At 61.4% G+C, this 23,872-nt stretch carries 28 protein-coding genes; 14 read left to right on the top strand and 14 right to left on the bottom strand.

Features of this window, described 5'->3' with window-relative positions; all coding sequences use genetic code 11:
• Positions 1-13: 13 nt before the first annotated feature.
• Positions 14-703, bottom strand: coding sequence for an amino acid ABC transporter permease (locus tag DN611_RS07630; protein ID WP_021749914.1), 690 nt, complete (start codon positions 701-703; stop codon positions 14-16).
• A gap of 102 nt (positions 704-805) precedes the next feature.
• Positions 806-1,678: a transporter substrate-binding domain-containing protein gene (locus DN611_RS07625; RefSeq protein ID WP_119311017.1), complete on the bottom strand. Its 873-nt coding sequence runs from the start codon at positions 1,676-1,678 to the stop codon at positions 806-808.
• A 221-nt stretch (positions 1,679-1,899) separates the two neighbouring features.
• Between DN611_RS07625 and spoIVA the strand changes: the two genes are divergently transcribed.
• A complete protein-coding gene (gene spoIVA / locus DN611_RS07620) occupies positions 1,900-3,375 on the top strand; it encodes a stage IV sporulation protein A (protein WP_021749916.1) in 1,476 nt (491 codons plus the stop codon).
• Between the two features lie 216 nt (positions 3,376-3,591).
• On the opposite strand, the gene DN611_RS07615 is transcribed toward spoIVA, so the two are convergent.
• The 4 genes from DN611_RS07615 to DN611_RS07600 are packed head-to-tail and all read right to left on the bottom strand — an operon-like array spanning position 3,592 to position 5,742.
• A complete protein-coding gene (locus DN611_RS07615) occupies positions 3,592-3,900 on the bottom strand; it encodes a CPCC family cysteine-rich protein (protein WP_021749918.1) in 309 nt (102 codons plus the stop codon).
• A 16-nt stretch (positions 3,901-3,916) separates the two neighbouring features.
• Complete coding sequence (locus DN611_RS07610; RefSeq protein WP_256264792.1) at positions 3,917-4,444, bottom strand: methylated-DNA--[protein]-cysteine S-methyltransferase; 528 nt, start codon at positions 4,442-4,444, stop codon at positions 3,917-3,919.
• A gap of 60 nt (positions 4,445-4,504) precedes the next feature.
• The gene (locus DN611_RS07605) at positions 4,505-5,080 is read right to left on the bottom strand and encodes an Ada metal-binding domain-containing protein (protein WP_119311016.1); all 576 of its coding nucleotides are present in this window, start codon (positions 5,078-5,080) and stop codon (positions 4,505-4,507) included.
• Positions 5,077-5,742 (bottom strand): DNA-3-methyladenine glycosylase family protein, encoded by a 666-nt coding sequence (locus DN611_RS07600; protein ID WP_119311015.1) that lies wholly within the window; start codon positions 5,740-5,742, stop codon positions 5,077-5,079. The genes DN611_RS07605 and DN611_RS07600 overlap by 4 nt, the downstream gene beginning before the upstream one ends.
• Before the next feature lie 176 nt (positions 5,743-5,918).
• On the opposite strand from DN611_RS07600, the gene DN611_RS07595 reads away from it, so the two are divergent.
• A complete protein-coding gene (locus DN611_RS07595) occupies positions 5,919-6,689 on the top strand; it encodes a type III pantothenate kinase (protein WP_119311014.1) in 771 nt (256 codons plus the stop codon).
• Positions 6,690-6,694: 5 nt separating this feature from the next.
• Positions 6,695-7,240, top strand: coding sequence for a GNAT family N-acetyltransferase (locus tag DN611_RS07590; RefSeq protein WP_267288360.1), 546 nt, complete (start codon positions 6,695-6,697; stop codon positions 7,238-7,240).
• 59 nt (positions 7,241-7,299) lie between these two features.
• Here the strand turns inward: DN611_RS07590 and DN611_RS07585 are convergent, their stop codons facing one another.
• Complete coding sequence (locus tag DN611_RS07585; RefSeq protein WP_119311013.1) at positions 7,300-8,538, bottom strand: 6-phosphofructokinase; 1,239 nt, start codon at positions 8,536-8,538, stop codon at positions 7,300-7,302.
• 214 nt (positions 8,539-8,752) lie between these two features.
• Between DN611_RS07585 and fba the strand changes: the two genes are divergently transcribed.
• Positions 8,753-9,721 (top strand): class II fructose-1,6-bisphosphate aldolase, encoded by a 969-nt coding sequence (gene fba / locus DN611_RS07580; RefSeq protein WP_021749927.1) that lies wholly within the window; start codon positions 8,753-8,755, stop codon positions 9,719-9,721.
• Between the two features lie 78 nt (positions 9,722-9,799).
• On the opposite strand, the gene DN611_RS07575 is transcribed toward fba, so the two are convergent.
• Both DN611_RS07575 and mtnN read right to left on the bottom strand, forming a co-directional pair.
• Positions 9,800-10,030 carry a DUF6485 family protein gene (locus DN611_RS07575; protein ID WP_021749928.1) on the bottom strand — a complete coding sequence of 77 codons (231 nt, stop codon included), beginning with the start codon at positions 10,028-10,030 and terminating at the stop codon, positions 9,800-9,802.
• The gene (gene mtnN, locus DN611_RS07570; RefSeq protein ID WP_119311012.1) at positions 10,027-10,752 is read right to left on the bottom strand and encodes a 5'-methylthioadenosine/S-adenosylhomocysteine nucleosidase; all 726 of its coding nucleotides are present in this window, start codon (positions 10,750-10,752) and stop codon (positions 10,027-10,029) included. The genes DN611_RS07575 and mtnN overlap by 4 nt, the downstream gene beginning before the upstream one ends.
• 191 nt (positions 10,753-10,943) lie before the next feature.
• Here mtnN and trpS point away from each other — a divergent pair, with 191 nt between their 5' ends.
• Genes trpS through DN611_RS07550 form a run of 4 tightly spaced genes read left to right on the top strand, consistent with a single transcriptional unit; the run spans position 10,944 to position 15,049 of the window.
• A complete protein-coding gene (trpS, locus tag DN611_RS07565) occupies positions 10,944-11,951 on the top strand; it encodes a tryptophan--tRNA ligase (protein ID WP_021749930.1) in 1,008 nt (335 codons plus the stop codon).
• 13 nt (positions 11,952-11,964) lie between these two features.
• Positions 11,965-13,110 carry an MraY family glycosyltransferase gene (locus tag DN611_RS16990; protein ID WP_021749931.1) on the top strand — a complete coding sequence of 382 codons (1,146 nt, stop codon included), beginning with the start codon at positions 11,965-11,967 and terminating at the stop codon, positions 13,108-13,110.
• A complete protein-coding gene (gene wecB / locus DN611_RS16985) occupies positions 13,111-14,259 on the top strand; it encodes a non-hydrolyzing UDP-N-acetylglucosamine 2-epimerase (protein WP_025544616.1) in 1,149 nt (382 codons plus the stop codon).
• Between the two features lie 37 nt (positions 14,260-14,296).
• The gene (locus DN611_RS07550; protein WP_119311011.1) at positions 14,297-15,049 is read left to right on the top strand and encodes a hypothetical protein; all 753 of its coding nucleotides are present in this window, start codon (positions 14,297-14,299) and stop codon (positions 15,047-15,049) included.
• A 97-nt stretch (positions 15,050-15,146) separates the two neighbouring features.
• Here DN611_RS07550 and DN611_RS07545 read toward each other — a convergent pair whose 3' ends face one another.
• Genes DN611_RS07545 through DN611_RS07535 form a run of 3 tightly spaced genes read right to left on the bottom strand, consistent with a single transcriptional unit; the run spans position 15,147 to position 17,541 of the window.
• Complete coding sequence (locus DN611_RS07545) at positions 15,147-15,293, bottom strand: hypothetical protein (protein WP_021749934.1); 147 nt, start codon at positions 15,291-15,293, stop codon at positions 15,147-15,149.
• Between the two features lie 11 nt (positions 15,294-15,304).
• Positions 15,305-17,314 carry a ferrous iron transport protein B gene (gene feoB / locus DN611_RS07540; RefSeq protein WP_021749935.1) on the bottom strand — a complete coding sequence of 670 codons (2,010 nt, stop codon included), beginning with the start codon at positions 17,312-17,314 and terminating at the stop codon, positions 15,305-15,307.
• Positions 17,311-17,541: a FeoA family protein gene (locus tag DN611_RS07535; RefSeq protein WP_119311010.1), complete on the bottom strand. Its 231-nt coding sequence runs from the start codon at positions 17,539-17,541 to the stop codon at positions 17,311-17,313. Before DN611_RS07535 ends, feoB begins: the two co-directional genes overlap by 4 nt.
• A 246-nt stretch (positions 17,542-17,787) precedes the next feature.
• Here DN611_RS07535 and DN611_RS07530 point away from each other — a divergent pair, with 246 nt between their 5' ends.
• Both DN611_RS07530 and DN611_RS07525 read left to right on the top strand, forming a co-directional pair.
• Positions 17,788-18,156, top strand: coding sequence for a VOC family protein (locus tag DN611_RS07530; protein WP_119311009.1), 369 nt, complete (start codon positions 17,788-17,790; stop codon positions 18,154-18,156).
• Between the two features lie 153 nt (positions 18,157-18,309).
• Positions 18,310-18,855: a DUF4352 domain-containing protein gene (locus DN611_RS07525; RefSeq protein ID WP_025544618.1), complete on the top strand. Its 546-nt coding sequence runs from the start codon at positions 18,310-18,312 to the stop codon at positions 18,853-18,855.
• A 78-nt stretch (positions 18,856-18,933) separates the two neighbouring features.
• Here the strand turns inward: DN611_RS07525 and DN611_RS07520 are convergent, their stop codons facing one another.
• Positions 18,934-20,190, bottom strand: coding sequence for a diaminopimelate decarboxylase (locus DN611_RS07520; RefSeq protein WP_021749940.1), 1,257 nt, complete (start codon positions 20,188-20,190; stop codon positions 18,934-18,936).
• Between the two features lie 389 nt (positions 20,191-20,579).
• Here DN611_RS07520 and yedF point away from each other — a divergent pair, with 389 nt between their 5' ends.
• The 4 genes from yedF to DN611_RS16800 are packed head-to-tail and all read left to right on the top strand — an operon-like array spanning position 20,580 to position 22,803.
• A complete protein-coding gene (yedF, locus tag DN611_RS07515; protein ID WP_021749942.1) occupies positions 20,580-21,239 on the top strand; it encodes a sulfurtransferase-like selenium metabolism protein YedF in 660 nt (219 codons plus the stop codon).
• The gene (locus tag DN611_RS07510; RefSeq protein WP_119311008.1) at positions 21,236-22,378 is read left to right on the top strand and encodes an aminotransferase class V-fold PLP-dependent enzyme; all 1,143 of its coding nucleotides are present in this window, start codon (positions 21,236-21,238) and stop codon (positions 22,376-22,378) included. Before yedF ends, DN611_RS07510 begins: the two co-directional genes overlap by 4 nt.
• A 2-nt stretch (positions 22,379-22,380) precedes the next feature.
• Entirely contained in the window at positions 22,381-22,617 is a 237-nt protein-coding gene (locus tag DN611_RS07505) for a DUF3343 domain-containing protein (protein WP_119311007.1), read from the top strand.
• A 12-nt stretch (positions 22,618-22,629) separates the two neighbouring features.
• Entirely contained in the window at positions 22,630-22,803 is a 174-nt protein-coding gene (locus DN611_RS16800) for a DUF6472 family protein (RefSeq protein WP_021749945.1), read from the top strand.
• Positions 22,804-22,878: 75 nt separating this feature from the next.
• Here DN611_RS16800 and DN611_RS07500 read toward each other — a convergent pair whose 3' ends face one another.
• Positions 22,879-23,571, bottom strand: a complete 693-nt coding sequence (locus tag DN611_RS07500; protein WP_119311006.1) for a M15 family metallopeptidase — start codon at positions 23,569-23,571, stop codon at positions 22,879-22,881.
• Between the last annotated feature and the right edge of the window lie 301 nt (positions 23,572-23,872).

Raw genomic sequence — 23,872 nt, 5'->3', positions numbered from 1 at the left:
ATCGGTTCCCTCCTTACTGAAAGAAGTCCAGCTTTTTTTCAAGCTTGCCCAGCAGCACCGTGACGATGCCGCTGAAGATCAGATAGTAGACAGCGGTGAAGAACAGGGGCCACACCAGGCCCGCAATGCCGGAGTTGCCCTTCATAAAGGACTCGCCCATCCAGATGACCTCCTGCAATGCGATGACCCGGGCCAGGGAGGTGTCCTTCACCAACGTGATGATCTCGTTGGAGATGGGGGGGACGATTCGCTTGATCATCTGCAGCAGGGTGATGTGGCGGAAGATCTGGGCTTTGGTCATGCCCAAGACCTGGCCTGCCTCCTGCTGGCCCTTCGGCACTCCCTGGATGCCGCCCCGGTAGATCTCGGAGAAGTAGCAGGCGTAATTAATGATGAAGGCCACACACACGGCCATCATCCGCCCGGACTCACCGCTGGGCCAGTTGAACCACTTCTGGATGCCGGGCACATAGAACAGTGCAATGATTTGCAGCACCAGAGGCGTGCCCCGGATGACCCAGACCACCAGGCGGGTCAGCCACCGCAGGGGAGGAAAGCGGCTCATGGAACCGAAGCTGATAACCAAGCCCAGGGGCAGTGCCCCGATCAGGGTGATGAAAAACAGCTGAAGGGTCTTGAGAAATCCGCTGTTCAGGGCCGACAGCACGGTCCGGAATGTGCTGGAGGTAAAAAATTCAATCATGGTATCGTCCTCTCAAGGTCAGTGTGGTAGAGGGGGAAAGCCGCCGAAAAGCAGAGCGCGCACTGCGCACTCTGCTTTTGGAAGATCCGCAGGGGAAGAAGCTCACTCCAGGATCACGGCGTCCTGCAGGCCGTAGGTGGTAGCCACCTCCAGCACGGTGCCGTCAGCCGTCTTCTCCGCCAGGAAGGTGTTGAAGGCGTCCACCAAGTCGGACCCCTGCCGGAAGCCCACGCCATATTCCTCGGAGGGCAGGTCCTGGGCCTCATTCAGGTTCAGGCTGTAGATCAGATCGGCGTAGCTGGTGCCCTCGCCGGTCATCTCAGCGGCCATCAGCACGTCGATGACGGCGGCGTCGGACGTGCCGGCGGCAACCTCCATCAGGGCGTTGGACTGGGCCTGGACCGGCACGGTGGTGGCACCCAAGGCCACGGCGGCATCCTCACCGGCGGAGCCGGACTCCACAGCGATGTTCAGGCCCTCCAGAGAGGTCAGGCCCTCGAACTCAGCGGCCCGGTCGGCAGGATAGACCAGAGTCTGGTAGTTGGTGCAGTATGGGTTGGACGTACCCATAGCAGCCAGAACGTCGTCGGTGAGAGTCATACCATTCCACACGCAGTCGATGGCCCGGGAGTCCAGCTCTTCCACCTTGTAGTCCCAGGTGATCTCCTGGAACTCCACGGAGACGCCCAGGCTCTCGGCAAACAGCTTGGCCAGGTCGGCGTCAAAGCCGATCCACTCATCGCTGCCCTCTTCCTTGTAGTCCATGGGGGCAAAGTAGGTAATGCCCACCACCAGGGTGCCCTTATCCTGGATATAGGCCACGTCGCTCTCGGGAGCGGTGTCACCGGAGACTTCTTCCCCTGTGGGCTGGTCATCAGTGGCGGCGTCCTCGTCAGAGGTTCCGCCGCAGGCGGCCAGAGAGAAGGTCATGGCCAGGGCCAGCAGCGCTGCCCACAGCTTCTTCATGTTTTTCATCGTCAATCCTCCAAATCTCTGGACGGAGATACCGTCCGTTTCATTACATTAGCAGTTTACCACACTAAATTATCCGTGTAAAGCCGCAAAATCAGCCAAGAACGGAGAAGGCCGGCTCCTGAATTTGTGCATCTTCTCCAAAACAAGACGGGCTGTCATACTTCGCAGCAGCCGGACATAGAGTGGAACAAGACTATGGAGCGGAAAAAGGACGGGATGCTATGAATACCAGTATCTATCAGAATATCGCCACCCGCACCGCTGGGGATATCTACATCGGCGTGGTGGGTCCCGTGCGCACCGGGAAGTCCACCTTCATCAAGCGGTTCATGGAGACCCAGGTGATCCCCAACATCGACAACGTCTACCGCAAGGAGCGGGCCCGGGATGAGCTGCCCCAGAGCGGCTCTGGCCGGACCATCATGACCGCCGAGCCCAAGTTCGTCCCGGAGGAGGCTGCCCAGATCCAGCTGCCGGACGGGGCGAGCTTTTCCGTGCGGCTGATCGACTGTGTGGGATACATGGTGAAGGGCGCCATCGGCCAGATGGAGGACGACACCCCCCGGATGGTCACCACCCCCTGGTACGACCATGAGATCCCCATGACCGAGGCGGCGGAGATCGGCACCCGGAAGGTGATCGCCGAGCACTCCACCATCGGCATTGTCATCACTACCGACGGCACCATCTCCGACATCCCCCGGGAGGACTACCTGGAAGCGGAGGAGCGGGTGATCCGGGAGCTGCAGGAGCTGGGGAAGCCCTTCATCGTCCTGCTGAACTCCGCAGACCCCCGGGGCGACCGGGCCCAAGCCATTGCCAAGGACATCTCCTCCCGGTATGAGGTGAACTGCATGGCCGTCAACTGCCTGGAGCTGGACGAGGACGCCGTGGCCGCCATCCTGAAGGCGGTGCTCTACGAGTTCCCCATGCAGGAGCTGGACCTGTTCCTGCCCCCCTGGGTGGATGCCTTGCCGGCGGACCATCCTATCAAAGCGGGCCTGTATGACGCCATCCGTCAGAACACCGCCCAGCTCCGCCACATCCGGGAGGTGGAGGGCGTCATCGCCGCCCTGGGGGAGAGCGAGCACATCAGTGAGGCCAGAATCTCAGCCATCGACCTGGGCACCGGCGTGGCCGCCGCACGGCTGGCCTTGCCCCGGGAGCTGTTCTACAAGACCCTGTCGGAGCAGTCCGGCTTTGAGGTGGGGGATGATGGGGATCTGATGAGCCTGCTGACGAAGCTGGCGGCGGTGAAGGCGGAGTACGACAAGGTAGCCGGCGCCCTCCACGACGTCCGAGAGACGGGCTACGGCATCGTGGTCCCCGGCATCGACGAGCTGAAGCTGGAGGAGCCGGAGATCATGAAGCAGGGCGGCCGGTACGGCGTGCGGCTGAAGGCCAGCGCCCCCAGCATCCACATGATCCGGGCGGACATCGAGACTGCCGTCAGCCCCATCGTGGGCAACGAGAAGCAGTCCGAGGACATGGTGAACTACCTGCTGCAGGAGTTTGAAGGGGATACCAGCAAGATCTGGCAGTCCAACATCTTCGGACGCAGCTTCCACGAGCTGGTGAACGAGGATCTGCAGGCAAAGCTCAAGCGGATGCCGGAGGACGCCCGGCGGAAGCTCCAGGAGACCCTGACCCGCATCATTAATGAGGGCAGCGGGGGACTCATCTGCATCATTCTGTGACGCAGACATCATAGAAAGGGCGCCGGAGGAATCCGGCGCCCTTTCTTACTATTCCAGCCTGTCCCGGAGGGAGCTGGGAAAAGGCCGACTCGCCCGGTATACGTGAGACCGACCACCACAAAGGGAACCAAAAGACGCCGAACAGCGCAAGGATTGGGGGATTCCTGTTCAGATGTCCCAAAGGCATCCCTGAAGAAGAAATTTCCTCCGATGCCCTCACCGCTTCATCCGGGGATCGCAGGTGCCGAACCGCCGGACATTTTCCCGCCCCTGGGACAGGGTCAGCCCATGATTTTCGTCGCTGGGCTCGTTGTCGGAGGAAATGAACACGTCGTTCTCCCACCAGCATACCGGGCAAATGTAAGCCACCGCCTCCTCCGGCGGGACCGGGAGGGTGATCTGCCCACAGCAGGGACAGGGATAGCGCCCGGGCCGATCCTGAGCTGCCGGAATCGGAGGCTCCGGCGGCCCATAGCCGTTGAACGCCTTGGGCGCGTAAAACATCTTTTTTCGTGTGTGCGCCATGGAGACCACCTGCGTCTCACAGCGCCGTGCCACGAGTGGGGACATACAGCCCGGTCATGTCCACGCCCTCCAGCTCCAGCAAGAACTGCTTGTTGGCCACGCCTCCGGCGTAGCCTGTCAGACTTCCGTCGCTGCCCACAACCCGGTGACAGGGGATCAGAATGGAGATGGGGTTGTGGCCCACGGCGCCGCCCACTGCCTGGGCCGCGGCAGAAATCCCCTGGCCCCGGAGCGTCCGGGCCAGGGCGCCGTATGTGGTGACCGTGCCGTAGGGGATCTCCAGCAGCAGGCGCCACACCGCCTGGCGGAAGGGGCTGCCCTGGGGGGCCAGAGGCGGCAGAGCCGGGAGGGGAGCCTTGGCAAAATAGGCGTCCAGCCAGGCGGAGGCCTGCTCAAATACCGGCAGGTCATTTTCCTTTACAGCATTTGGGAGTCCAGCACCAAAGTATTTCTGCCCATCCAGCCACAGCCCTGTGAGGGCTGTGCCGTCCGAGGAGAGGGTCAGCATTCCCACCGGGGAGGGCTTATGAAAGATCATCCACATACAATTACACCTCAAATCAGGATCAGAGTGATGGAGCGATTGCAAACGAATGTAAGTCGTTCAACAGGGACCGCTTGATTTGTCCGGCGCGGAATGGGCGCTCCGGCGGTACGCCAGCGGGGACTGTCCTGTGCCGGACCGGAAGGCCCGGTAAAAGGCGGAGAGGCTGTCAAATCCGGCCTCCCCGGCTATTTGGGCAACGGGCTGGTCCGTCTCCCGCAGCAGGCGGCAGGCCTCGGTCACCCGAAGCGTTCCCAGGCAGCCGTGGAGGGTGGTGCCGTAGGCTGCCTGAAACAGGGCGGCCAGCCTCCGGCGGGAGAGCCCCAGGCCGTTCAGCGCGGCTGACAAGGCCGCCTGATCCCGGAAGTGGCGATGCAGCAGCGCCATGGCCTCCGCAGCAACGTCTTGGCCCGGGGAAAAATCGGTCAGGTCCGGGCGGCAGCGCTTGCAGGGGCGGAACCCCGCCGCCAGTGCAGCGTCCGCCGTGGGGAAGAACCGCACCCGGTCCCGCCGCGGCGGTCGGGAGGGGCAGGAGGGACGGCAGAAGATGCCTGTGGAGGCTACGCCGTAGAAAAATGCGCCATCATACCGGCGGTCGTTGTCCAGGACCGCCTGCCAGCGCTGCCGGTCTGTCATGTGTGCCGCCCCCGTTTTTTGTCCGGTTTCCGTCCGGCGCCAGGGTCCGTCAGCTCCGGCAGGGCGCCGCAGGCGATGGCCCAGAGGTACAGGCTGGCAGTGGTGCCGTAGGGGCTGTACCGCTTCCGCAGGCGCTGGAAGGTCCTCTGGTCGATGGACCGCTTTCGGTACAGCATCCGCATCCCCCGGAGGATGGCCAAGTCGCCCCAGCTGACCACATCTGGCCGCCGGAGGCCGAAGATCAGCAGCATCTCCGCTGTCCAAGGCCCCACACCCCGCAGGGAGGTGAGGCGGGCCAGCACCTCACGGTCCTCCATTTCCGCCAGGGCGTCTAGATCAAAATCCCCGGAGGCCACTTTCCGGGCAAATTCCAGGATGTACAGCGCCCGGCGGCGGGTCATGCCCAGGGCCTGGAGCGCCTCGGCCGGCATGGCCGCGACCGTCTCCGGCACAAGCGTCCCGGCCGCTGCCTGGAGCCGCTGCCACACTGTCCGCTGGGCAGCCATGGATACCTGCTGGCCGATGATGTGATGGATTACGGAGGAGAAGAGGTCCGGGTCCACCTCCCGATGGATGGGGCCGATCCGGTCCATGGCCGCGCCCAGTTTCAGGTCTCTGGCACGCAGATAGGCAATCTCCGTTTCACCATAGGGAAAATCCATGGCGCCTCCTCCTTTCGCGTGTGTTCAACAAAAGTATAGCAGATCCGGCGGCAGATTTCTTCCCGTTTTCGGACGTTTCATCGAAAAATTTTCCCTCTGTCCCGGCCTTGCATCCGGCGGCAGGGCGTGATACCATAGAATACGATCAAGATCGGAAGAAAAAAGGAGAGAGGCTTATGCTGCTGGCCATTGATGTAGGAAACTCCAACACCTCTGTGGGGCTGTTTGACAGGGACAAGCAGCTGCGGTTTCTGGCATCCCTGGACACGGACAGCCGCAAGACCGCAGACCAGATCAGCATCGACCTGATGAACCTGTTCGCCCTGTATCACTTCCGGTTTGAGGATGTGACGGGGGCGATCCTGTGCAGCGTGGTCCCCCCCCTGAACTTCATGATGGAGAAGGCTCTGTCCCGGCTGCTGGGCAAGCCGCCCATGGTGGTGGGGCCCGGTGTGCGGACGGGGCTGAACATCCGGCTGGCGGTCCAGTCCCAGGTAGGGGCGGACATCGTGGCCGACGCGGTGGCGGCGCTGGAGAAATTCGAGCCTCCTATCGTCACCATCGACATGGGCACCGCCACCACCATCGGCGTCATCTCCGAGGGCCGGAATTACGAGGGCGGGATGCTGCTGCCGGGGGTCAACGTGTCCCTGGAGGCCCTGAGCCGCCGGGCGGCCCAGCTGCCCGCCATCTCCCTCCAGCACCCCAAGGTGTTGATTGGCAAGACAACGGAGGACTGTATGCGCTCCGGCATCGTCTACGGCACCGCCGGGATGCTGGACGGGGTCATCGACCGCATCCGGGAACAGTTCTCAGGACGGACCCTCAGCGTGGTGGCCACCGGCGGTAATGCCCCGGTGATCGTGAAATACTGCCGGAACAAGATCGTCTACGACAAGTACCTGCTGATGGACGGGCTGTGGGCGATCTATCAGAAGAACAAGTGAGAACAATGACATTGGGGGCAAGCAGTCCTGTGGTTTTCGAGACAGAACGTCTGGCTTTCAGAGAAATGAATCAGGATGATTTTCTTGATTTGGCGGAGATGCTGCAAAATCCGAAGGTGATGTATGCCTATGAACATGATTTTTCCAACTCGGATGTCCAACAATGGCTTGACCGGCAGATCGGACGATATCGGGACTATGGATTTGGCCTGTGGGCGGTCATATCGAAAACCAGTGGTGTCATGGTTGGGCAGGCAGGCCTTACTATGCAGCCATATCGAAATAAAGACGTGCTTGAAATCGGATATCTGCTCAAGAAGGAGTTCTGGCACTGCGGGTATGCAAGAGAGGCAGCTGAAGGCTGTAAACGATATGCGTTTGAACAACTGAAGCGGGACCGGGTATCGTCCATCATCAAATCGGATAACCTTGCGTCAATCAGGGTGGCGGAGAGCATCGGCATGCGCAAGGAAGATACGTTTCTCACCCGATATTACAGCGGAGAAATGCTTCATTTCTTGTACTCTGTCTACCGAGAGACACGGTGCTGAAGAAAAAGAGATCACCCAAAGCGGGTGATCTCTTTCCTGTTCTGCGGTTTCGCTGCCGCTTACTTTATCAGGACTTTCTTCAGCTTGGCGAAGCGGGGCAGGGAGTCCTCCTTGGGCAGCTTGGGCTCGCCCTGGATCAGGGGCAGCACATAGTCGATGAAGGGCTTCTCCACGCCGTTGTGGGCAGCGTTGATCCACTCGATGGGCACCTTCTTCTCGGTGTTGGCCACATCGGTCAGGGGCAGCAGCTTGGTCTTGCAGACGTACTGGCCGTCCTCATAGCTGCGCTCGAAGCCCACCATCTTGTCGGTGATGCCATTGACGGCGTTCTCCACAGCGGCCTTGCCGCTCATGACGGCCTCCTCGATATCGGTCTCGGACGCTAGGTGGGCACCGCACCGCTGGAGGAGGGAGAGCTCGATGCCCCGGACCTTGGCGCCGGTCTTCTCCTTGACCACCTGGGCCAGCAGGGAGGCCAGGCCGCCCAGCTGAGCATGGCCGAAGCCGTCGGTGGCAGAGGTCTTGGCCTCAGAGACGAAGGAGCCGTCGGCGTAGTGGATGCCCTCGGAGACGGCCACCATACAGTTGCCCTTTTCCTTGTAGATGCGCTCCACGTCGGCCAGGAACTGATCCATGTCGAAGTCCACCTCGGGCAGGTACACCAGATCAGGGCCGGCGCCGTAGGCGGTGGCCAGGGCGGCGGCGCCAGCCAGCCAGCCGGCGTGGCGGCCCATGATCTCAATGATGCAGACCATGCCGGTGTCATACACCCGGGCATCCTGATAGACCTCCATGCAGCTGGTGGCAATATACTTGGCGGCGGAGGCGAAACCGGGGCAGTGGTCGGTTCCGAACAGGTCGTTGTCGATGGTCTTGGGCACGCCCATCACGCGGCACTCATAGCCGACCTTCTGCATGTACTTGCTGATCTTGTTGCAGGTGTCCATGGAGTCGTTGCCGCCGTTGTAGAAGAAGTAGCGGACGTCATACTTCTTGAAGATCTCCAGAATCCGCTTGTAGTCGGTGTCATCCACATCCGGGTCCGCCATCTTGTACCGGCAGGAGCCCAGGGCAGAGGAGGGGGTGTACTTCAGCAGCTCCAGCTCTGCCGGGTCCTCCTGGCCCATATCAAACAGCCGGTCGTTCAAAACGCCCTTGATGCCGTGCTCCGCGCCCAGGACGCGGGTGATGCTGGGGTTCTTCAATGCCGTGGCGATGACGCCGTAGGCACTGGCGTTGATGACGGAAGTAGGGCCGCCGGACTGGCCGAAAATGCAGGCGCCTTTCAGTTCACTCATGGAAAAATCCTCCTCAGATTTGGTTTCGGGATGCTTTCTTTCATCATATCATTCAAAAAAAGAATTGTAAATACTTGCATTTTAAAAATCTTGTGATATTATCATAAGGGAAAATCGTTTTCGTTCTTTTGAATCGGCGTTTTTTGACAACCGGGATCGGACCTGTCGGCCGATGTGGGAGAGCGGGACAAATAAATGAACAGGAGTTGATCTTATGGCACTGGTTACCACGACCGAAATGTTCAAAAAAGCCTACGACGGCGGCTATGCCATCGGCGCGTTCAACGTCAACAATATGGAGATCGTCCAGGGCATCACCGAGGCCGCCCGGGATCTGGAGGCTCCCCTGATTCTCCAGGTGTCCAAGGGCGCCCGGGCCTACGCCAACCACACCTATCTGGTGAAGCTGGTGGAGGCGGCCGTCATCGAGTGCCCCAACATCCCCATCGCCCTGCATCTGGACCACGGCCCTGACTTTGAGACCTGCAAGAGCTGCATCGACGGCGGCTTTACCTCCGTCATGATCGACGCCTCCAGCAAGCCCTTTGCTGAGAACATTGAAATCACCAAGAAGGTGGTTGAGTACGCCCACGACCACGGCGTGGTTGTGGAGGCCGAGCTGGGCGCTCTGGCCGGCATCGAGGATGACGTGAAGGTCTCTGCCGAGGAGTCCCACTACACTCATCCCGAGGAGGTCCAGGAGTTCGTGGAGAAGACCGGCTGCGACTCCCTGGCTATCGCCATCGGCACCAGCCACGGCGCTTACAAGTTCACTGCCGCCCAGTGCACCCGCAACGAGAAGGGCGAGCTGGTTCCGCCTCCCCTGCGCTTTGATATCCTGGACGAGGTCGTGAAGCGCCTGCCCGGATTCCCCATTGTGCTTCATGGCTCCTCTTCCGTGCCCCAGGAGTTCGTCCGTATGGTCAACGAATTCGGCGGTAAGATGCCTGATGCCGTGGGCATTCCCGAGGAACAGCTGCGCAAGGCTGCCCGTAGCGCCGTGTGCAAGATCAACATTGACTCCGACCTGCGTCTGGCCATGACCGGCACCATCCGCAAGTTCATGGCGGAGCACCCCGACAAGTTCGATCCCCGCGAGTACCTGAAGCCCGCCCGCGCCGCCATCAAGGAGCTGGTGTCCCACAAGATCGTGGACGTGCTGGGCTGCGACCACAAGGCCTGAGCCTGCCCCGGACCCTGTTTTTGAAAAGAAGGCGGAGGGAGCGCGATGCGCTCCCTCCGTTTTTCTGTCCGGGGTCAGCTACTGTTTATCAGAGGCGGCCATCTCCGCCTCCCGCTCCAGCACCCGTCGGGCGAAGGCCGCCATGGTACAATCCTCCACTGTCTCCCCGGGTCGGATCACCAGATTGAAAAAGCAGCTGGGGATCTCGCCTTTGCGCAGCTCTTTCTGAATGCACAGATCGCACCCCTGGCTATGGTTGGAGGGATGGCAGCGGCAGGCGGTGTTTTGGCAGGTACAGAAATGCGTCATGGCAGTTCTCCTTTTTCAATCGGGTAGGACTCGCTGACGGCCAGGCGTTTCAACAGGGCGTGGGTCACCTGGGCTGCGATTTCAGAAGCCCGGCGGCAGTTTTCCTCAAAGCAGGCGGCGGCGGATCGGTCGGCCGAATCGGTGATGGTGCGAATGGAGAGGAATGGGATGCCGTTTGCATGGCAGACATGGGCAACGGCCGCGGATTCCATATCCGCGCAAAGGGGGTGAAATGCGGACCGCACGGCCTCTGTCCCAGGGCCAGAGAGAAAGGCTTCTCCGGTCACCATCCGCCCGAAGCGGACGGGGCGGCCGGAGTCCTGGGCCGCCTGGGTGGCCAAGGAGAGCAGGAAGGGGTCCCCCGGGAACCAGATGGAGTCCATCCAGGGATGGAACTCCGTGAGAATATCCTCAGCTACATCGTGATAGGCGGTCTCTGTGCTGATGACGGTATCAAAGATGGAGATGGATGGGTCGATGCCTCCTGCTGTGCCCGCATTGATGATGGCTTCCACCCGGCAGCTGTCAATGAGGACCTGGGCAGCGATGGCCGCATTGACCTTGCAGACACCACTGTACAGAGCGGCGGCAGGAACGCTGGAGATCCATCCCTCGTGGATCGTGAGCATGGCCTGCCGGCGGACGGAGCGCCTGTCCAGAAGAGGCAGGAACGGCGCGAGCTCGTCATCTCCGGCGCACAGGATTCCGATTTTGGGGAGCACGTCCCATCCCTCCTCTTTGCAGAGCAGCTGCGGTTATGGGGGTATTGTAACACGCAACGTCTGGGAGCGCAATCAAAGATTGCACAGAATAATGTTGTATGGTATAATATAATAGTTATCTCGATATAAGGAAAACCGGCCGCCATCCGGCAGAGATGCCTGGCAGCTTGAGTATTTGAGGTGGATACAAAATGGAAAACGAAGTACAGAAAAAACGAATCCTGAGCGGCATCCAGCCCTCCGGCGACCTGACCCTGGGTTCCTATCTGGGGGCCATCAAGAACTGGGCGGCTCTGGCTGACGAATATGACTGCTACTACATGCTGGCAGACATGCACACCATCACAGTGCGGCAGGTGCCCGCTGAGCTGCGGCGGCATACCCTGACCCAGGTGGCGGCCTACATTGCCAGCGGCCTGGACCCGGAGAAAAACGTGCTGTTCGTCCAGTCCCACGTGCCTGCCCACGCCCAGCTGGGCTGGGTACTGGACTGCTACACCATGTTCGGCGAGCTCAGCCGCATGACCCAGTTCAAGGACAAGTCCGCCAAGAACGCCGACAACATCAACGCCGGCCTCTTCACCTATCCGGCCCTGATGGCCGCCGACATCCTGCTGTACCAGGCAGACCTGGTGCCGGTGGGCGGCGACCAGAAGCAGCACGTGGAGATCTGCCGGGACATCGCCACCCGGTTCAACGGGATCTACGGTGATACCTTTAAGCTGCCGGATCCCTATATCCCACAGGTGGGCGCCAGGGTCATGAGCCTCACCAGCCCGGAAAAGAAGATGAGCAAATCCGACAAGGACCCCAACGGCTGCGTCTACATGCTGGAAAAGCCGGAGGACATCCTGCGCAAGTTCAAGAAGGCCGTGACGGACTCCGAGGCCTGCGTCCGCTTTGACCCGGCCGACAAGCCCGGTGTGTCCAACCTGATGCAGATCTACGCCGTGGCCACCGGCAAGAGCTTTGAGACCATCGAGCAGGAGTTCGCCGGCCATGGCTACGGCGACTTCAAGCAGGCGGTGGGTGAGTCCGTGGTGGAGCTGCTGCGGCCCATCCGGGAGGAGACGGAGCGCCTGCTGGCGGACAAGAGCTATCTGGAGAGCGTCTACCGCGCCGGTGCGGAGAAGGCGGCCTATGTAGCCAACCGGACCCTGAACAAGGTCTATAAAAAGGTGGGCTTCCTGCCCCGGTGATGGAGGAGACATCATGTTGATCGAAAACCGGCTGATCGCCTATACGCTGCTGGCGCTGCTGGTGGCGCTGGTCGTCAGCTTTCTGATGACGCCCATCGTCAAGACTTTTGCTTACAAGGTGGGGGCCATCGACGTACCCAAGGACGCCCGCCGGATGCACAAGACTCCCATCCCCCGGCTGGGGGGACTGGCCATCTTTATCGGCTTCATGGTCAGCATCCTGCTGTTTGTGGAGATCACGGCCGAGATGCGCAGCATCCTGCTGGGAGCCGTTATCATCGTGGTGCTGGGCGTGGTGGACGACATCATGGCCCTGCCGGCGCTGCTGAAATTTGTGGTGCAGATCGTGGCCGCCCTGATCCCCGCCACCCACGGCGTGGTGATCCAGGCGTTTTCCAACCCCAACGTCTTTTCGGACAATCCCTATTGGGTGCTGGGAAATCTCTCCGTGCCCCTGACGGTGCTTTGGATTGTTGCCATCACCAACGCGGTGAACCTGATCGACGGCCTGGACGGCCTGGCCAACGGCGTCTCCGCCATCTCCGCCACCACAGTGCTGGTGATCGCCCTCATTGGCGGGCAGTTTCAGGTGGCTGTGGTGATGGCGGCCCTGGTGGGGGCCTGCGTGGGCTTCATGCCCTACAACATGAACCCCGCCAAGATGTTTATGGGCGACACCGGCGCCACCTTCCTGGGCTACATTTTGGCCACCATGTCCATCCAGGGCCTGTTCAAGTTCTATGCCATCATCTCCTTTGCGGTGCCATTCCTGATTCTGGGACTGCCCATCTTTGACACCGCCTTTGCCTTCATCCGCCGCATCGCCCACGGCCAGAGCCCCATGCACGCCGACCGGAGCCACATCCACCACCGGCTCATCGACATGGGCCTGAACCAGAAGCAGGCGGTGGCTACCCTGTACGTGATCTCTGCCATCCTGGGCTTGAGCGCCGTGGTGCTGACTACCAGTGGGGAGGGCCGGGCCATGCTGCTGTTCCTGGTGCTGTGCATCGTGGCAGTGGTGGCCGCCCGGGTGGTGTTCCCCAAGGAGGTCAAAGAGGAGCTGCACGAAGAGTTGGAGGAGCTGAAGGAGCACGGCCACCACGGCCATCATCCAGCGGACAAGCCGGAGGATGATGGAAAGACGGAGGAGAAGTAAATGGAAAAGCTGCGGATCATGAGCGTCTTCGGCACCCGGCCGGAGGCCATCAAGATGTGCCCCCTGGTGCAGGAGCTGGCGAATCGGGAGGGGATCGAGAGCCTCTGCTGCGTCACCGCCCAGCACCGGCAGATGCTGGACAGCGTGCTGGAGGTCTTTCAGGTGAAGCCGGACTGGGATCTGGACATCATGACCCCCCGGCAGACGCTGTCCACCATCACCAGCAAGTGCCTCACCGGCATGGACGAGGCCATCGACGCCCTGAAGCCGGATATGATCCTGGTTCACGGGGACACCTCCACCACCTTTGCCGGTGCCCTGTCAGCCTTTTACCATCAGGTGTCCGTTGGGCACGTGGAGGCAGGATTGCGAACCTATGACAAGTATTCTCCCTTTCCAGAGGAGATGAACCGGAAGCTGGTGTCCGCCATTGCGGACCTGTATTTCTGTCCCACCGCCAACAATCGGGCCAACCTGGAGCGGGAGGGTATTACCAAGGGGCTGTTCGTCACCGGCAACACGGTCATCGACGCTTTGAAGACCACGGTCCGGCCGGACTACCGCTTTTCCACAGAGGAGCTGAATCAGCTGCCCTATGGGGAGAAGAAGATCGTTCTTGTTACCTGCCACCGGCGGGAGAATTATGGCGAGCCGATGAAGAACATCATGCTGGCCCTGCGGCAGATCGCCGAGGAGAACCGGGACGTGGAGCTGGTGTACCCGGTGCACCTGAGCCCGGTGGTGCGGGAAGCAGTGGACACCTATCTTCGGGGCGCGCCCCGGGTCCATCTCATCGACCCGCTGCCGGCGGACGAGATGCATAACCTTATGGCCCGGTCTTATCTGGTGCTGACAGACTCCGGTGGTCTCCAGGAGGAGGCCCCTGCCCTGGGCAAGCCGGTGCTGGTGATGCGCCGGGAGACGGAGCGGCCGGAGGCGGTAGAGGCCGGGACCGTGAAGCTCTGCGGCGTGGTACAGGATGACATCGTCACCATGGCGGAGCGGCTGATCCGGGACAAGAGCGCCTACGACGCCATGGCCCACGCGGTGAATCCTTACGGTGACGGCCATGCCTGCCGCCGGATTGCCGATGCCATCGAGTGGAAGTTCGGCCTGCGGCGGGATCGGCCGGCAGAATTCGGCGTCTGACCTGCCGCGGACGGCACCCTGAGAGAGGAGGGCGGAGATGGAGAAACGGAAGCTGAACCGGATCACCGCGGGCTTTATTGTCCTGGTGGTGATGGTTCTGATCCTGATGTTCAGCAACAGTCTGCGCCGCTCCTCCCATATCACGCTGCCGGAGGAGGGGAGCTCCCCCGGACAGACAGAGGATGATACCAATGCCTCCGGCGGTGACGCCCTGACAGTGATCGCGGTGACGCCGGAGACGGTGCAGACCGCCATTGAGACGCTGACCCGCCCGCGGCAGTACAGCCGGGTGATCCGGGTGGAGCAGCTGTGGGACGGCGGCAGCGGTTCCTTTGAGACCACCGTCACGGTCAGCGGCCGCTGGACACGGACAGATCGCTCCCTGTCGGACGGACAGGTTCGCCACACCATCACCGACGGGGAGATCACTTATATCTGGTATGGCAGTGAGAGCAGCGTTTACAGCGCCCCTGCGGGGGACATCACCCCGGATGACGAGCAAGCCATCCCCACCTATGAGACCATCCTGGACCTGCCGGTGGAGGATATCGCCGCCGCGGATTACCGCAGCGTCTCCGATGTGAACTGCATTTACGTGGAGACGGTCCAGGATCCGGAGGGTTACACCCAACGGTACTGGGTCAGCGTGGAGACAGGCTTACTGGTAGCGTCGGAACGGCTGCTGGAGGGGGAGACCATCTACCGCATGGCATCCCTGACGGCAGATCTGAGCACCCCCTCCACAGACCGGTTTATCCTGCCGGACGGCACGGTGCTGCTGGACACATGAGGCGAACCCCCACCGGAGACAGCCGGCGGGGGTTCTTTTCAACAAGGCCCCGGCGGAACATTCCGCCGGGGCCGTTTTACCGACAATATGGGGTATGTCAGCGGCGGGCGCTGCGGCAGGCACCGCCGCAGCGGTCACAGCAGCCATCACAGCCGCCGCAGCCCTTTCCTCTGCGGCGGAGGCAGGAACGGAGGGCAAGCGCCAGCCAGACGCCCAGGGCCGCCAGGATCAAAACTTCCAGCATGGCAGCCTCCTCTATCCCAGCAGCAGCGCCGCGATGTGGTAGACCAGGAAGGCCACCATCCAGGCAATCACGCACTGGCTCAACGCCACACCGGCGGCCTTCCAGCCGGAGCCCAGCTCCCGCTTCACTGCGGAGATGGCGGCCACGCAGGGGGTGTACAGCAGGGTGAAGGCAAGGAACCCGGCGGCAGTGACAGGGGTGAACAGCGTCCCCAGGGCGGCGGTGCTGACATCCGCGCCGGACCCGGTAAGGATTCCAAGGGTGGAGATGACGGACTCCTTTGCGATGAACCCGGTGATGAGGGCAGTGGAGACCCGCCAATCGGCAAAGCCCAGAGGAGCGAAGAGCGGGGCGATCCAGGCACCCACGGTGGCCAGCAGACTGTCGGCGCTGTCATCCACCAGGTTCAGCCGGGTGTCAAAGGTCTGGAGGAACCAGACGATGATGGTGGCCACGAAGATGATGGTGAAGGCTCGGGTCAGAAAATCCTTGGCCTTGTCCCAGCACAGCTGCCACACGCTTTTGGCGGAGGGGAAGCGGTAGTTGGGCAGCTCCATGACGAAGGGCACGGGGTTGCCCTTGTAGACTGTGGTGCCCAGCACCTTGGCCGCCACGATGCCCACCAGGATACCCAGGATGTACAGCCCGATCATCACCAGGGCGGCATGATTCGGGAAAAAGGCGGCGGAAAACACGCCGTAGATGGGGATCTTGGCAGAGCAGCTCATGAAGGGCGTCAGCAGGATGGTCATCCGTCGGTCCCGCTCCGAGGCCAGTGTCCGGGTGGACATGATGGCGGGCACTGAGCAGCCGAAGCCCACCAGCATGGGGACAATGCTCCGGCCGGAGAGACCGATCTTCCGCAGCAGCTGGTCCATGACGAAGGCCACACGGGCCATGTAGCCCGTGTCCTCCAAAATGGAGAGGAAGAAGAACAGCACCACGATGATGGGCAGAAAGCTCAGTACACTGCCCACTCCCGCGAACACGCCGTCGATCACCAGGCTGTGGACCACGGGGTTCAATCCATAGGCGGCGAGGCCGCTGTCCACCGCCGCGGTGAGGGCATCGATCCCCGCGGCCAGCAGATCCGACAGGAAGGCGCCGATGACTTCAAAGGTCAGGAAGAAGATGCCCAGCATGATGGCGAAGAACAGCGGCAGGGCCAGGTATTTGTTGGTCACCACCCGATCGATGGCCTCGCTGCGGGCCCGCTCCCGGGACTCCCGGCACTTCACCACCGTGCCGGAGCAGATGGTTTCGATGAAGGTGTAGCGCATATCCGCCAGTGCGGCATTGCGGTCCATGCCGCACTCGTCCTCCATCTCCTTGACGCTGTGCTCAATGAGCTCCAGCTCGTTCTGGTCCAGGGCCAGGCGGGTCACGATGTCCTCGTCTCCCTCAATGAGCTTGGTGGCGGCGAATCGGACGGGAAGGCCCGCAGCCTCCGCGTGATCCTCGATCTGGTGGACCACCGCGTGGATGCACCGGTGGACCGGTCCGGGGGAGCAGAAGTCGTACACCGTAGGCAGCGTCTTGGTCCGGGCAGTCTGGACGGCAACCTTCACAAGCTCGTCCACGCCCTGGTTTTTCACAGCGGAGATGGGCACCACCGGGATGCCCAATGCCTGGGACATTCCCTTCACGTCGATGGTGCCGCCGCCGGCGGTGACCTCATCCATCATGTTCAGGGCCAGCACCATGGGAATACGCATCTCCATCAGCTGGAGCGTCAGGTACAGGTTCCGCTCGATATTGGTGGCGTCCACGATATTAATGAGGCCGTCGGGCTTTTGGTTCAGGATGAAATCCCGGGTGACAATCTCCTCCGGCGTATAGGGCCGGATGGAGTAGATGCCCGGCAGGTCGACCACCGTGCAGTCCTTTTCCCCCCGGATGGCGCCAGACTTCTGATCCACCGTCACGCCGGGGAAATTGCCCACGTGCTGGTTGGAGCCGGTGAGCTGGTTGAACAGCGTGGTCTTGCCGCAGTTTTGGTTGCCGGCCAGTGCGAAAATCATGTCTCGGCCACCTCCACTTCGATTTTCCCGGCGTCCTCCTTCCGCAGGGACAGGGAGTACCCCCGCACCCGCAGCTCCAACGGGTCGCCCAGGGGTGCGACCTTCTCCACCCGCACGCGGGTCTTCGGGATCAGCCCCATATCCAGCAGGCGGCAGCGCAGGGCGCCCTCGCCGCCCACAGCCGTGATGACGGCCTCCTGCCCCAGGGGCAGCTTGTCCAGTGTCATCGGAACGTTCCTCCTCAAAAGTTAGCATTGTCTAACAATTAGAAGTTTATCATCGTGCACTTTAGGAGGCAACTATAAAACAAGCCAAAAGCCGACAAATTTTTCTCTGGAAATTGTATAACATGGATAAAAAGAAGAAGCGGCGGGCAGGGTTTGGAAAGGGCCTTGCCCCGGAGGGGGCAGAAATGCTATACTAAACCCAAACCAAGCCGGAGGCAGAGGGCCCCCGGCGATCAGGAGGAGCTTATGCTGACATTCAATCACTTCAATTTCAATGTAGCGGATTTGGACAAATCTCTTGCGTTCTACAAGGAGGCCCTGGGCCTGGAGCCGGTGGGGGAGCGGAAGGCGGCGGCCGACGGCAGCTTCATCATCGTCTACCTGGGGGATGGAAAGACGGACTTCCGCCTGGAACTGACATGGCTGCGGGACCATCCCCAGAAGTATGACCTTGGGGAGTGCGAATTCCATCTGGCCCTCCGGGCAGAGGACTATGAGGCGGCCCACGCCAAGCATGCCGCCATGGGCTGCATCTGCTTTGAGAATCCTGCCATGGGGATCTATTTTGTGGCAGATCCCGACGGATACTGGATCGAGATCATCCCCACCCGATAAAGGTGCACAAAGGGAAGCCTCCGCGCTGAGAAAAATTTTTTTGAACGGCAGTTGCGCCCGGCTGGGCGCCATGGTACACTGAGATTGGTCGTGGGGCGTTCTGCCGGGGGCGGCGGAGGCCCGGATCTATTTTTTGGCAAGGGAGAGAGTGAAATGAAACAGAGACTGTTTGCATTGGCGGCGGCTGTGGTGATGGCACTGGGGCTGACCGCCTGCGGCGGAAGCGGCTCCAGCGAGGGCCGCACCGGCGACACCATGGAGACCTACTTCTTTGATTTCACAGTCAACAGCGCATACCTTACCAGCGACTACGCGGGCCGTACCCCTGGGGAGGGGAACGTACTGCTGGTGGCGGACATCACCGTAAAGAACACCTTCGAGCAGAGCATTGAGATGTATGACACTGATTTCCAGGTCCAGTGGGACGACGGCGATGACGCCTATGCCTATCCCATCACCACAGACATGGAGACCTATACGGAAGTGGAGCCGGTGGGGGAGAACCAGCTGCCCGGTACATATCCCATGGCCGTGGACGAGGAGCGCAGCGGCGAGCTGGTCTATGAGGTACCCTCCGGTTTTACGGACTTCTCCATCGCTTATCTGGAGCAGTTTGTGGATGACTCCGGGGAGGAGAGCACCGGCGAGACTTTCTTCGTCTACTTCACTGCTGAAGACCAGACAGGTGCCTCCGCCTGACAAAAACAGAAAAAGCGCCGCCGCTCCTGCGGTGGCGCTTTTGATTTTGATCCGTTGCTGCGGGACTGGGCGGTTTCCTCACCAGACCAATGTGCGGAAATAGTCCTCCGGCGTCTCCGCCCGGCGGATCAGCTCCACGGAGCCGTCCTCCTTCAGCAGCAGCTCGGCGGAGCGGAGCTTGCCATTGTAGTTGTAGCCCATGGAGAAGCCGTGGGCGCCGGTGTCGTGGATCACCAACAGGTCCCCCATGTCGATCTTGGGCAGCATCCGGTCCACGGCGAATTTGTCATTGTTCTCGCAGAGGCTGCCGGCGATGTCATACTTATGGTCGCAGGGCTGGTCCTCCTTGCCCATCACGGTGATATGGTGGTAGGACCCGTACATGGCCGGACGCATCAGGTTGCAGGCACAGGCATCCACGCCGATGTACTCCTTATAGATGTGCTTTTCGTGGATGGCCCGGGTGACCAGATGCCCGTACGGACCGGTCATGAAGCGGCCCAGCTCGGTATACAGGGCCACGTCACCCATCCCGGCGGGCACCAGCACCTCCTCATAGGCCCGGCGGACTCCCTCGCCGATGACGGCGATATCATTGGCAGGCTGCTCCGGACGGTAGGGGATCCCCACGCCGCCGGAGAGGTTGATGAAGGTGATATGGACGCCGGTCTCCGCCTTCAGCTCCGCTGCCAGCTGGAAGAGAATGCGGGCGAGGGCGGGGTAGTAGTCGTTAGACAGGGTGTTGGAGGCCAGGAAGGCGTGGATGCCGAACTCCTTGGCGCCCATGGCGGAAAGGCGGGTAAATGCCTCCGCGATCTGGGCGCGGGTCATGCCGTACTTGGCGTCGCCGGGATTGTCCATCACCTGGAAGCCCTCCCGGGTCTCGCCCAGGGTGAACACGCCGCCGGGATTGTAGCGGCAGCAGATTTTCTCCGGCACATGGCCGATGGACCGCTCCAGATAGTCCACCAGCGTCAGATCGTCCAGGTTGATGATGGCGCCCAGCCGGTCCGCCATCTGGAATTCCTCCGCCGGGGTATCGTTGGAGGAGAACATGATGTTCTCACCGGTGATGCCGCACCGCTCCGAGATCATCAGCTCCGTCATGGAGGAACAGTCGCAGCCGCAGCCCTCCTCGTGCAGCAGCTTCAGCAGGGCAGGGGTGGGAGCGGCCTTCACGGCGAAATACTCCCGGTAGCCGGGATTCCAGGCAAATGCCTTCCGCAGGCGGCGGGCATTCTCCCGGATGCCCTGCTCATCATAGATGTGGAACGGGGTGGGGTACTGGGCGGCGATGGCCTCCAGCTGGTCCTTTGTGACAAAGGGGGTCTTCATATCAACAGCCTCAAATCTTCATAAACTCTACCGCGTCGAATTTTGCGGTGCTATAGATGTGTCCTATTTTACGAGCACATCCATGTCTCTGTCAAGAAATTTGCCCAAAAAACGGAAAAACAGTCCTTGATTTTCCCAAACAGACAGGCAGAGCGATGTTCTTTTCAAAAAACATCCCTTGCTTTTCCAGGAAAGAGACGATACAATGGCCGTAGAGTGCCGTCCCGCCTAGAAGGAGCGGCAACCGCTCCGCAGCGGAACTGTCCCTGCCGGTCCGGACGATGGTTCTGTGCGCGCGGGCAGCGTTAGGCTGGTGGTCGAGCGGTATGCAGACGGAAAGATCGCCTGGGGACGGGCTCTAAATCCTCCGTCCTGCTGCAGGCGAACGGATGAAACACACAGCCGCCGAGGGGCGGGGAGAGGAGAACAAGATGAAAACTGTGATCGTGGACGCTGTGGGGGAGCCGTGCCCCATTCCGGTGGTGAAGGCCACGAAAGCCCTGCGGGAGCTGGGAGAGCCGGGAACGCTGGAGGTCCGGGTGGACAATGAGATCGCGGTGCAGAACCTGACCCGCATGGCGGCGGGGAACCACCTGCCGGTCCAGGCGGAGAAGAAGGGAGAGCACCTGTTTGTGGTGACCATGGAAGTGGCGGAGCCGGTGGGAGATGCCCCGGCGGAGGAACCTGCTCTGACCTGTGTTCCGGACGCCCGGGGCGACTTGGTGGTGGCCGTGGATTCAGAGACCATGGGACGGGGCAGCGACGAACTGGGGAAGCTGCTGATGAAGAGCTTCCTTTTTGCCGTGAGCCAGCTGCCCCGGCTGCCCAGGACCGTCCTGTTCTATAACGGCGGTGCCAAGCTGACGGTGGAGGGTTCCGAATCCCTGGAGGACCTGCGGAATATGGAGGCCCAGGGAGTGGAGATCCTCACCTGCGGCACCTGCCTGAACTTTTACGGTCTGGCGGAGAAGCTGGCTGTGGGCGGCGTCACGAATATGTACGCCATTGTGGAGGCCCTGGCCAATGCCGGGAAGGTCATCAAGCCATGATCTACCTGGACAACGCCGCCACCACCCGGCCCAAGCCTCCCGGTGTGGCAGAGGCGGTGGCCGCGGCCATGAATGACTACGGCAACAGCGGCCGGGGCACCCATCCGGAGGCCCTGGAGGCGGCCCGGAGCATCTACGGCGTCCGTCAGGCGCTGGCGGCTCTCTTCGGCTGTTCCCGGGCGGACCGTGTGGCCTTCACGCCCAATTCCACCATGGCGCTGAACATCGCCATCTCCGGCCTGCTGGGGGCGGGGGACCATGTGATCTCCACAGATCTGGAGCATAACTCGGTTCTGCGTCCGCTGTACAGACTGCGGGCGCAGGGAGGGGCGGTGGACTTCGTCCCGGCAGACCGGCAGGGGCGGATCGACTATGAGGACTTTGAGCGGCTCCTGCGGCCGAATACAAAGGCAGTGGTGTGCACCCACGGCTCCAACCTGACGGGGGATCTGATGGACATCCAGCGGGTGGGGAACTTCTGCCAGAAGCACAGGCTTCTGTTCATTCTGGATGCCTCCCAGACCGCAGGGGTATTTCCCATTGACATGGAACGGCAGCACATCAGCGTGGTGTGCTTCACCGGCCACAAAAGCCTGATGGGCCCCCAGGGCACTGGCGGGCTCTGTGTGGGAGCGGGGGTGGAGATTCGCCCCTTTGCCGTGGGCGGCACCGGCGTCCAGAGCTACTCTGAGACCCAGCCGGAGGCCTATCCCACCCGGCTGGAGGCGGGGACCCTCAACAGCCATGGTATTGCCGGCCTGGGAGCATCTCTGGCGTTTCTGAAGCGTACCGGTTGGGACGCAGTCCGCACGCACGAGTCCGTCCTGGCCCGGCGGTTCTATGAAACCGTTAGAACCATTCCTGGCGTAAAAGTGTATGGGAATTTTGCTGTACAGTTCCGGGCGCCTATCGTGTCCCTGAATATCGCTGATCTGGACTCCTCGGAGGTGGCGGACGAGCTGGCGGAGCGGTTTGAGATCGCCACCCGGCCCGGCGCCCACTGCGCCCCCCGGCTCCACCGGGCGCTGGGGACCGAGGACCAGGGCGCGGTGCGGTTCTCCTGGTCCTATTTCAATACAGAGGCAGAGACCGACGCGGCTGCAGAGGCGGTCCGTATCCTGGCGGCGGAGGCAGTCTGACCATGCGGAAAAAAGAGGAGCGGTTCGTGGTAACTTTCGCCACCACCACCGGGGCCATGGCCATGGAGCGGGCCTGCCGGACGGCGGGGCTGCCGGGGCGGCTGATTCCGGTGCCCCGGAGCATCACCGCCGGCTGCGGGATGTGCTGGTCTGCGCCGCCGTCGGCCCGGGCGGATCTGGAGGCCCTGGTGATCCGGGAAAGACTGGACGTGGACGGCCTGTACGCCGTCCTGCTGTGAGGAGGAGAGAGCATGTCGGCAAATTGCGAGGAGTGTGTCTACTACGACTACGACGAGGAACTGGCGGCTTACGTCTGCGAAGCGGACTTGGACGAGGACGAAATGGAGCGGTTTCTCCGTGGCGGCACACGGGACTGTCCCTTCTACCGGCCCGGCGACGATTACCGCACGGCCAGACGGCAGTGAGCACGACGAACCATGACAAAACGGCGCCTTTGACATCGTATCTGTCCAAGGCGTCGTTTGCATATATACGATGGCTCACTGGGCGGAGAGCCAGTCCACGTATTCCTCCAGGCACAGGTCAAGCTCCGTCATCTCCCGGGCGGCTTCCCGGCCCACATAGCGGTAGTGCCAGGGCTCATAGATAATGCCTGTGATCTCGCTTTTGGCGTTGGGATAGCGCAGGACAAAACCGTATTCCCAGCTGTGCTCGATCAGCCACTGCTGGACCAGGGTGTCTTCCTGCCCCTGGTCCAAAATCTGATAGGAGGCGTCTACGATGTCCAGGGCTAGGCCCGTCTGGTGCTCACTGGTGCCCGGCACGGCTACCACAGTTCCAGCCTCCGTGACGGCGTTTTCGTATGAATATCCCTCTTCTATCAAACGCTGGAGCTTGTTTTCGTACAACTCCTGCTGCTTGGCCTGTGTCCGGTAGGACGAGCAGATCACCGGGTCCAATCCCGCTGCCCGGCAGTCGTCCATCATCTCCTGCAGATCCGGGTATGCTCTGGAATCCACCGAGTGGCCATACTTCAGCTTTGTCCGTTCAAACGTGTATCCATCGGGCAAAGGGGTCCAGCGGTTCACCAGCAGGATCTGCCAGTCATCCGGAGTAACGGCGCCGGACTGGGGGGCCGGATTCAGCTCGACCGGCGGCAGGGCATCGGGTTCCTGCAGCGAAGACTCCGGGTGCTGCTCCGTCAGTTGTTCCGCAGGCTCCAACGCAGACATGGGGGCGGAAAAGGATCTCACTGTGCGTATAGTCAAAACCACGGCAGACAATACCAGACACATGCAGAAAAGCTTCAAAGGCCAGCGCAGTCTGCGGGAGCGCTTTCTACGCCGCCCTTTTGAGCTATGTACGTCTGCGGCTCTATCATTTGTATAAACCATGGGAGTCCTCCTCGGGCGCCTATGTGATCTGTTGCTTTTGGTTCTGCTCTACCTAATAGACGCCGGTTTGTCGAAAAAAGTTTCAAAATGGGGAAATCTTTAGATGGCCGGTCATGGCATGCAATCTCCGGACAGCTAG

The organism is Oscillibacter sp. PEA192, from assembly GCF_003574015.1.
Taxonomy (GTDB): Bacteria; Bacillota; Clostridia; order Oscillospirales; family Oscillospiraceae; genus Oscillibacter; species Oscillibacter welbionis.
Note: the sequence above shows the minus strand (reverse complement) of the source record. Positions and strands in the feature narration are given on the sequence as shown.

What these genes read in the sequence shown, in the direction of transcription:
- trpS (WP_021749930.1), top strand. Translation starts at nt 10,944, where the DNA reads ATGGAAAACGAAGTACAGAAAAAACGAATCCTGAGCGGCATCCAGCCC.
- DN611_RS07625 (WP_119311017.1), bottom strand. Translation starts at nt 1,678, where the DNA reads ATGAAAAACATGAAGAAGCTGTGGGCAGCGCTGCTGGCCCTGGCCATG.
- DN611_RS07505 (WP_119311007.1), top strand. Translation starts at nt 22,381, where the DNA reads ATGCGGAAAAAAGAGGAGCGGTTCGTGGTAACTTTCGCCACCACCACC.
- DN611_RS07610 (WP_256264792.1), bottom strand. Translation starts at nt 4,444, where the DNA reads ATGTGGATGATCTTTCATAAGCCCTCCCCGGTGGGAATGCTGACCCTC.
- wecB (WP_025544616.1), top strand. Translation starts at nt 13,111, where the DNA reads ATGGAAAAGCTGCGGATCATGAGCGTCTTCGGCACCCGGCCGGAGGCC.
- DN611_RS16800 (WP_021749945.1), top strand. Translation starts at nt 22,630, where the DNA reads ATGTCGGCAAATTGCGAGGAGTGTGTCTACTACGACTACGACGAGGAA.
- DN611_RS07600 (WP_119311015.1), bottom strand. Translation starts at nt 5,742, where the DNA reads ATGGATTTTCCCTATGGTGAAACGGAGATTGCCTATCTGCGTGCCAGA.
- spoIVA (WP_021749916.1), top strand. Translation starts at nt 1,900, where the DNA reads ATGAATACCAGTATCTATCAGAATATCGCCACCCGCACCGCTGGGGAT.
- DN611_RS07545 (WP_021749934.1), bottom strand. Translation starts at nt 15,293, where the DNA reads ATGCTGGAAGTTTTGATCCTGGCGGCCCTGGGCGTCTGGCTGGCGCTT.
- yedF (WP_021749942.1), top strand. Translation starts at nt 20,580, where the DNA reads ATGAAACACACAGCCGCCGAGGGGCGGGGAGAGGAGAACAAGATGAAA.
- DN611_RS07550 (WP_119311011.1), top strand. Translation starts at nt 14,297, where the DNA reads ATGGAGAAACGGAAGCTGAACCGGATCACCGCGGGCTTTATTGTCCTG.
- DN611_RS07585 (WP_119311013.1), bottom strand. Translation starts at nt 8,538, where the DNA reads ATGAGTGAACTGAAAGGCGCCTGCATTTTCGGCCAGTCCGGCGGCCCT.
- DN611_RS07605 (WP_119311016.1), bottom strand. Translation starts at nt 5,080, where the DNA reads ATGACAGACCGGCAGCGCTGGCAGGCGGTCCTGGACAACGACCGCCGG.
- DN611_RS07630 (WP_021749914.1), bottom strand. Translation starts at nt 703, where the DNA reads ATGATTGAATTTTTTACCTCCAGCACATTCCGGACCGTGCTGTCGGCC.
- DN611_RS07590 (WP_267288360.1), top strand. Translation starts at nt 6,695, where the DNA reads ATGACATTGGGGGCAAGCAGTCCTGTGGTTTTCGAGACAGAACGTCTG.
- DN611_RS07520 (WP_021749940.1), bottom strand. Translation starts at nt 20,190, where the DNA reads ATGAAGACCCCCTTTGTCACAAAGGACCAGCTGGAGGCCATCGCCGCC.
- DN611_RS07615 (WP_021749918.1), bottom strand. Translation starts at nt 3,900, where the DNA reads ATGGCGCACACACGAAAAAAGATGTTTTACGCGCCCAAGGCGTTCAAC.
- fba (WP_021749927.1), top strand. Translation starts at nt 8,753, where the DNA reads ATGGCACTGGTTACCACGACCGAAATGTTCAAAAAAGCCTACGACGGC.
- DN611_RS07575 (WP_021749928.1), bottom strand. Translation starts at nt 10,030, where the DNA reads ATGACGCATTTCTGTACCTGCCAAAACACCGCCTGCCGCTGCCATCCC.
- DN611_RS07500 (WP_119311006.1), bottom strand. Translation starts at nt 23,571, where the DNA reads ATGTCTGCGTTGGAGCCTGCGGAACAACTGACGGAGCAGCACCCGGAG.
- DN611_RS16990 (WP_021749931.1), top strand. Translation starts at nt 11,965, where the DNA reads ATGTTGATCGAAAACCGGCTGATCGCCTATACGCTGCTGGCGCTGCTG.
- DN611_RS07595 (WP_119311014.1), top strand. Translation starts at nt 5,919, where the DNA reads ATGCTGCTGGCCATTGATGTAGGAAACTCCAACACCTCTGTGGGGCTG.
- DN611_RS07510 (WP_119311008.1), top strand. Translation starts at nt 21,236, where the DNA reads ATGATCTACCTGGACAACGCCGCCACCACCCGGCCCAAGCCTCCCGGT.
- DN611_RS07530 (WP_119311009.1), top strand. Translation starts at nt 17,788, where the DNA reads ATGCTGACATTCAATCACTTCAATTTCAATGTAGCGGATTTGGACAAA.
- DN611_RS07535 (WP_119311010.1), bottom strand. Translation starts at nt 17,541, where the DNA reads ATGACACTGGACAAGCTGCCCCTGGGGCAGGAGGCCGTCATCACGGCT.
- feoB (WP_021749935.1), bottom strand. Translation starts at nt 17,314, where the DNA reads ATGATTTTCGCACTGGCCGGCAACCAAAACTGCGGCAAGACCACGCTG.
- DN611_RS07525 (WP_025544618.1), top strand. Translation starts at nt 18,310, where the DNA reads ATGAAACAGAGACTGTTTGCATTGGCGGCGGCTGTGGTGATGGCACTG.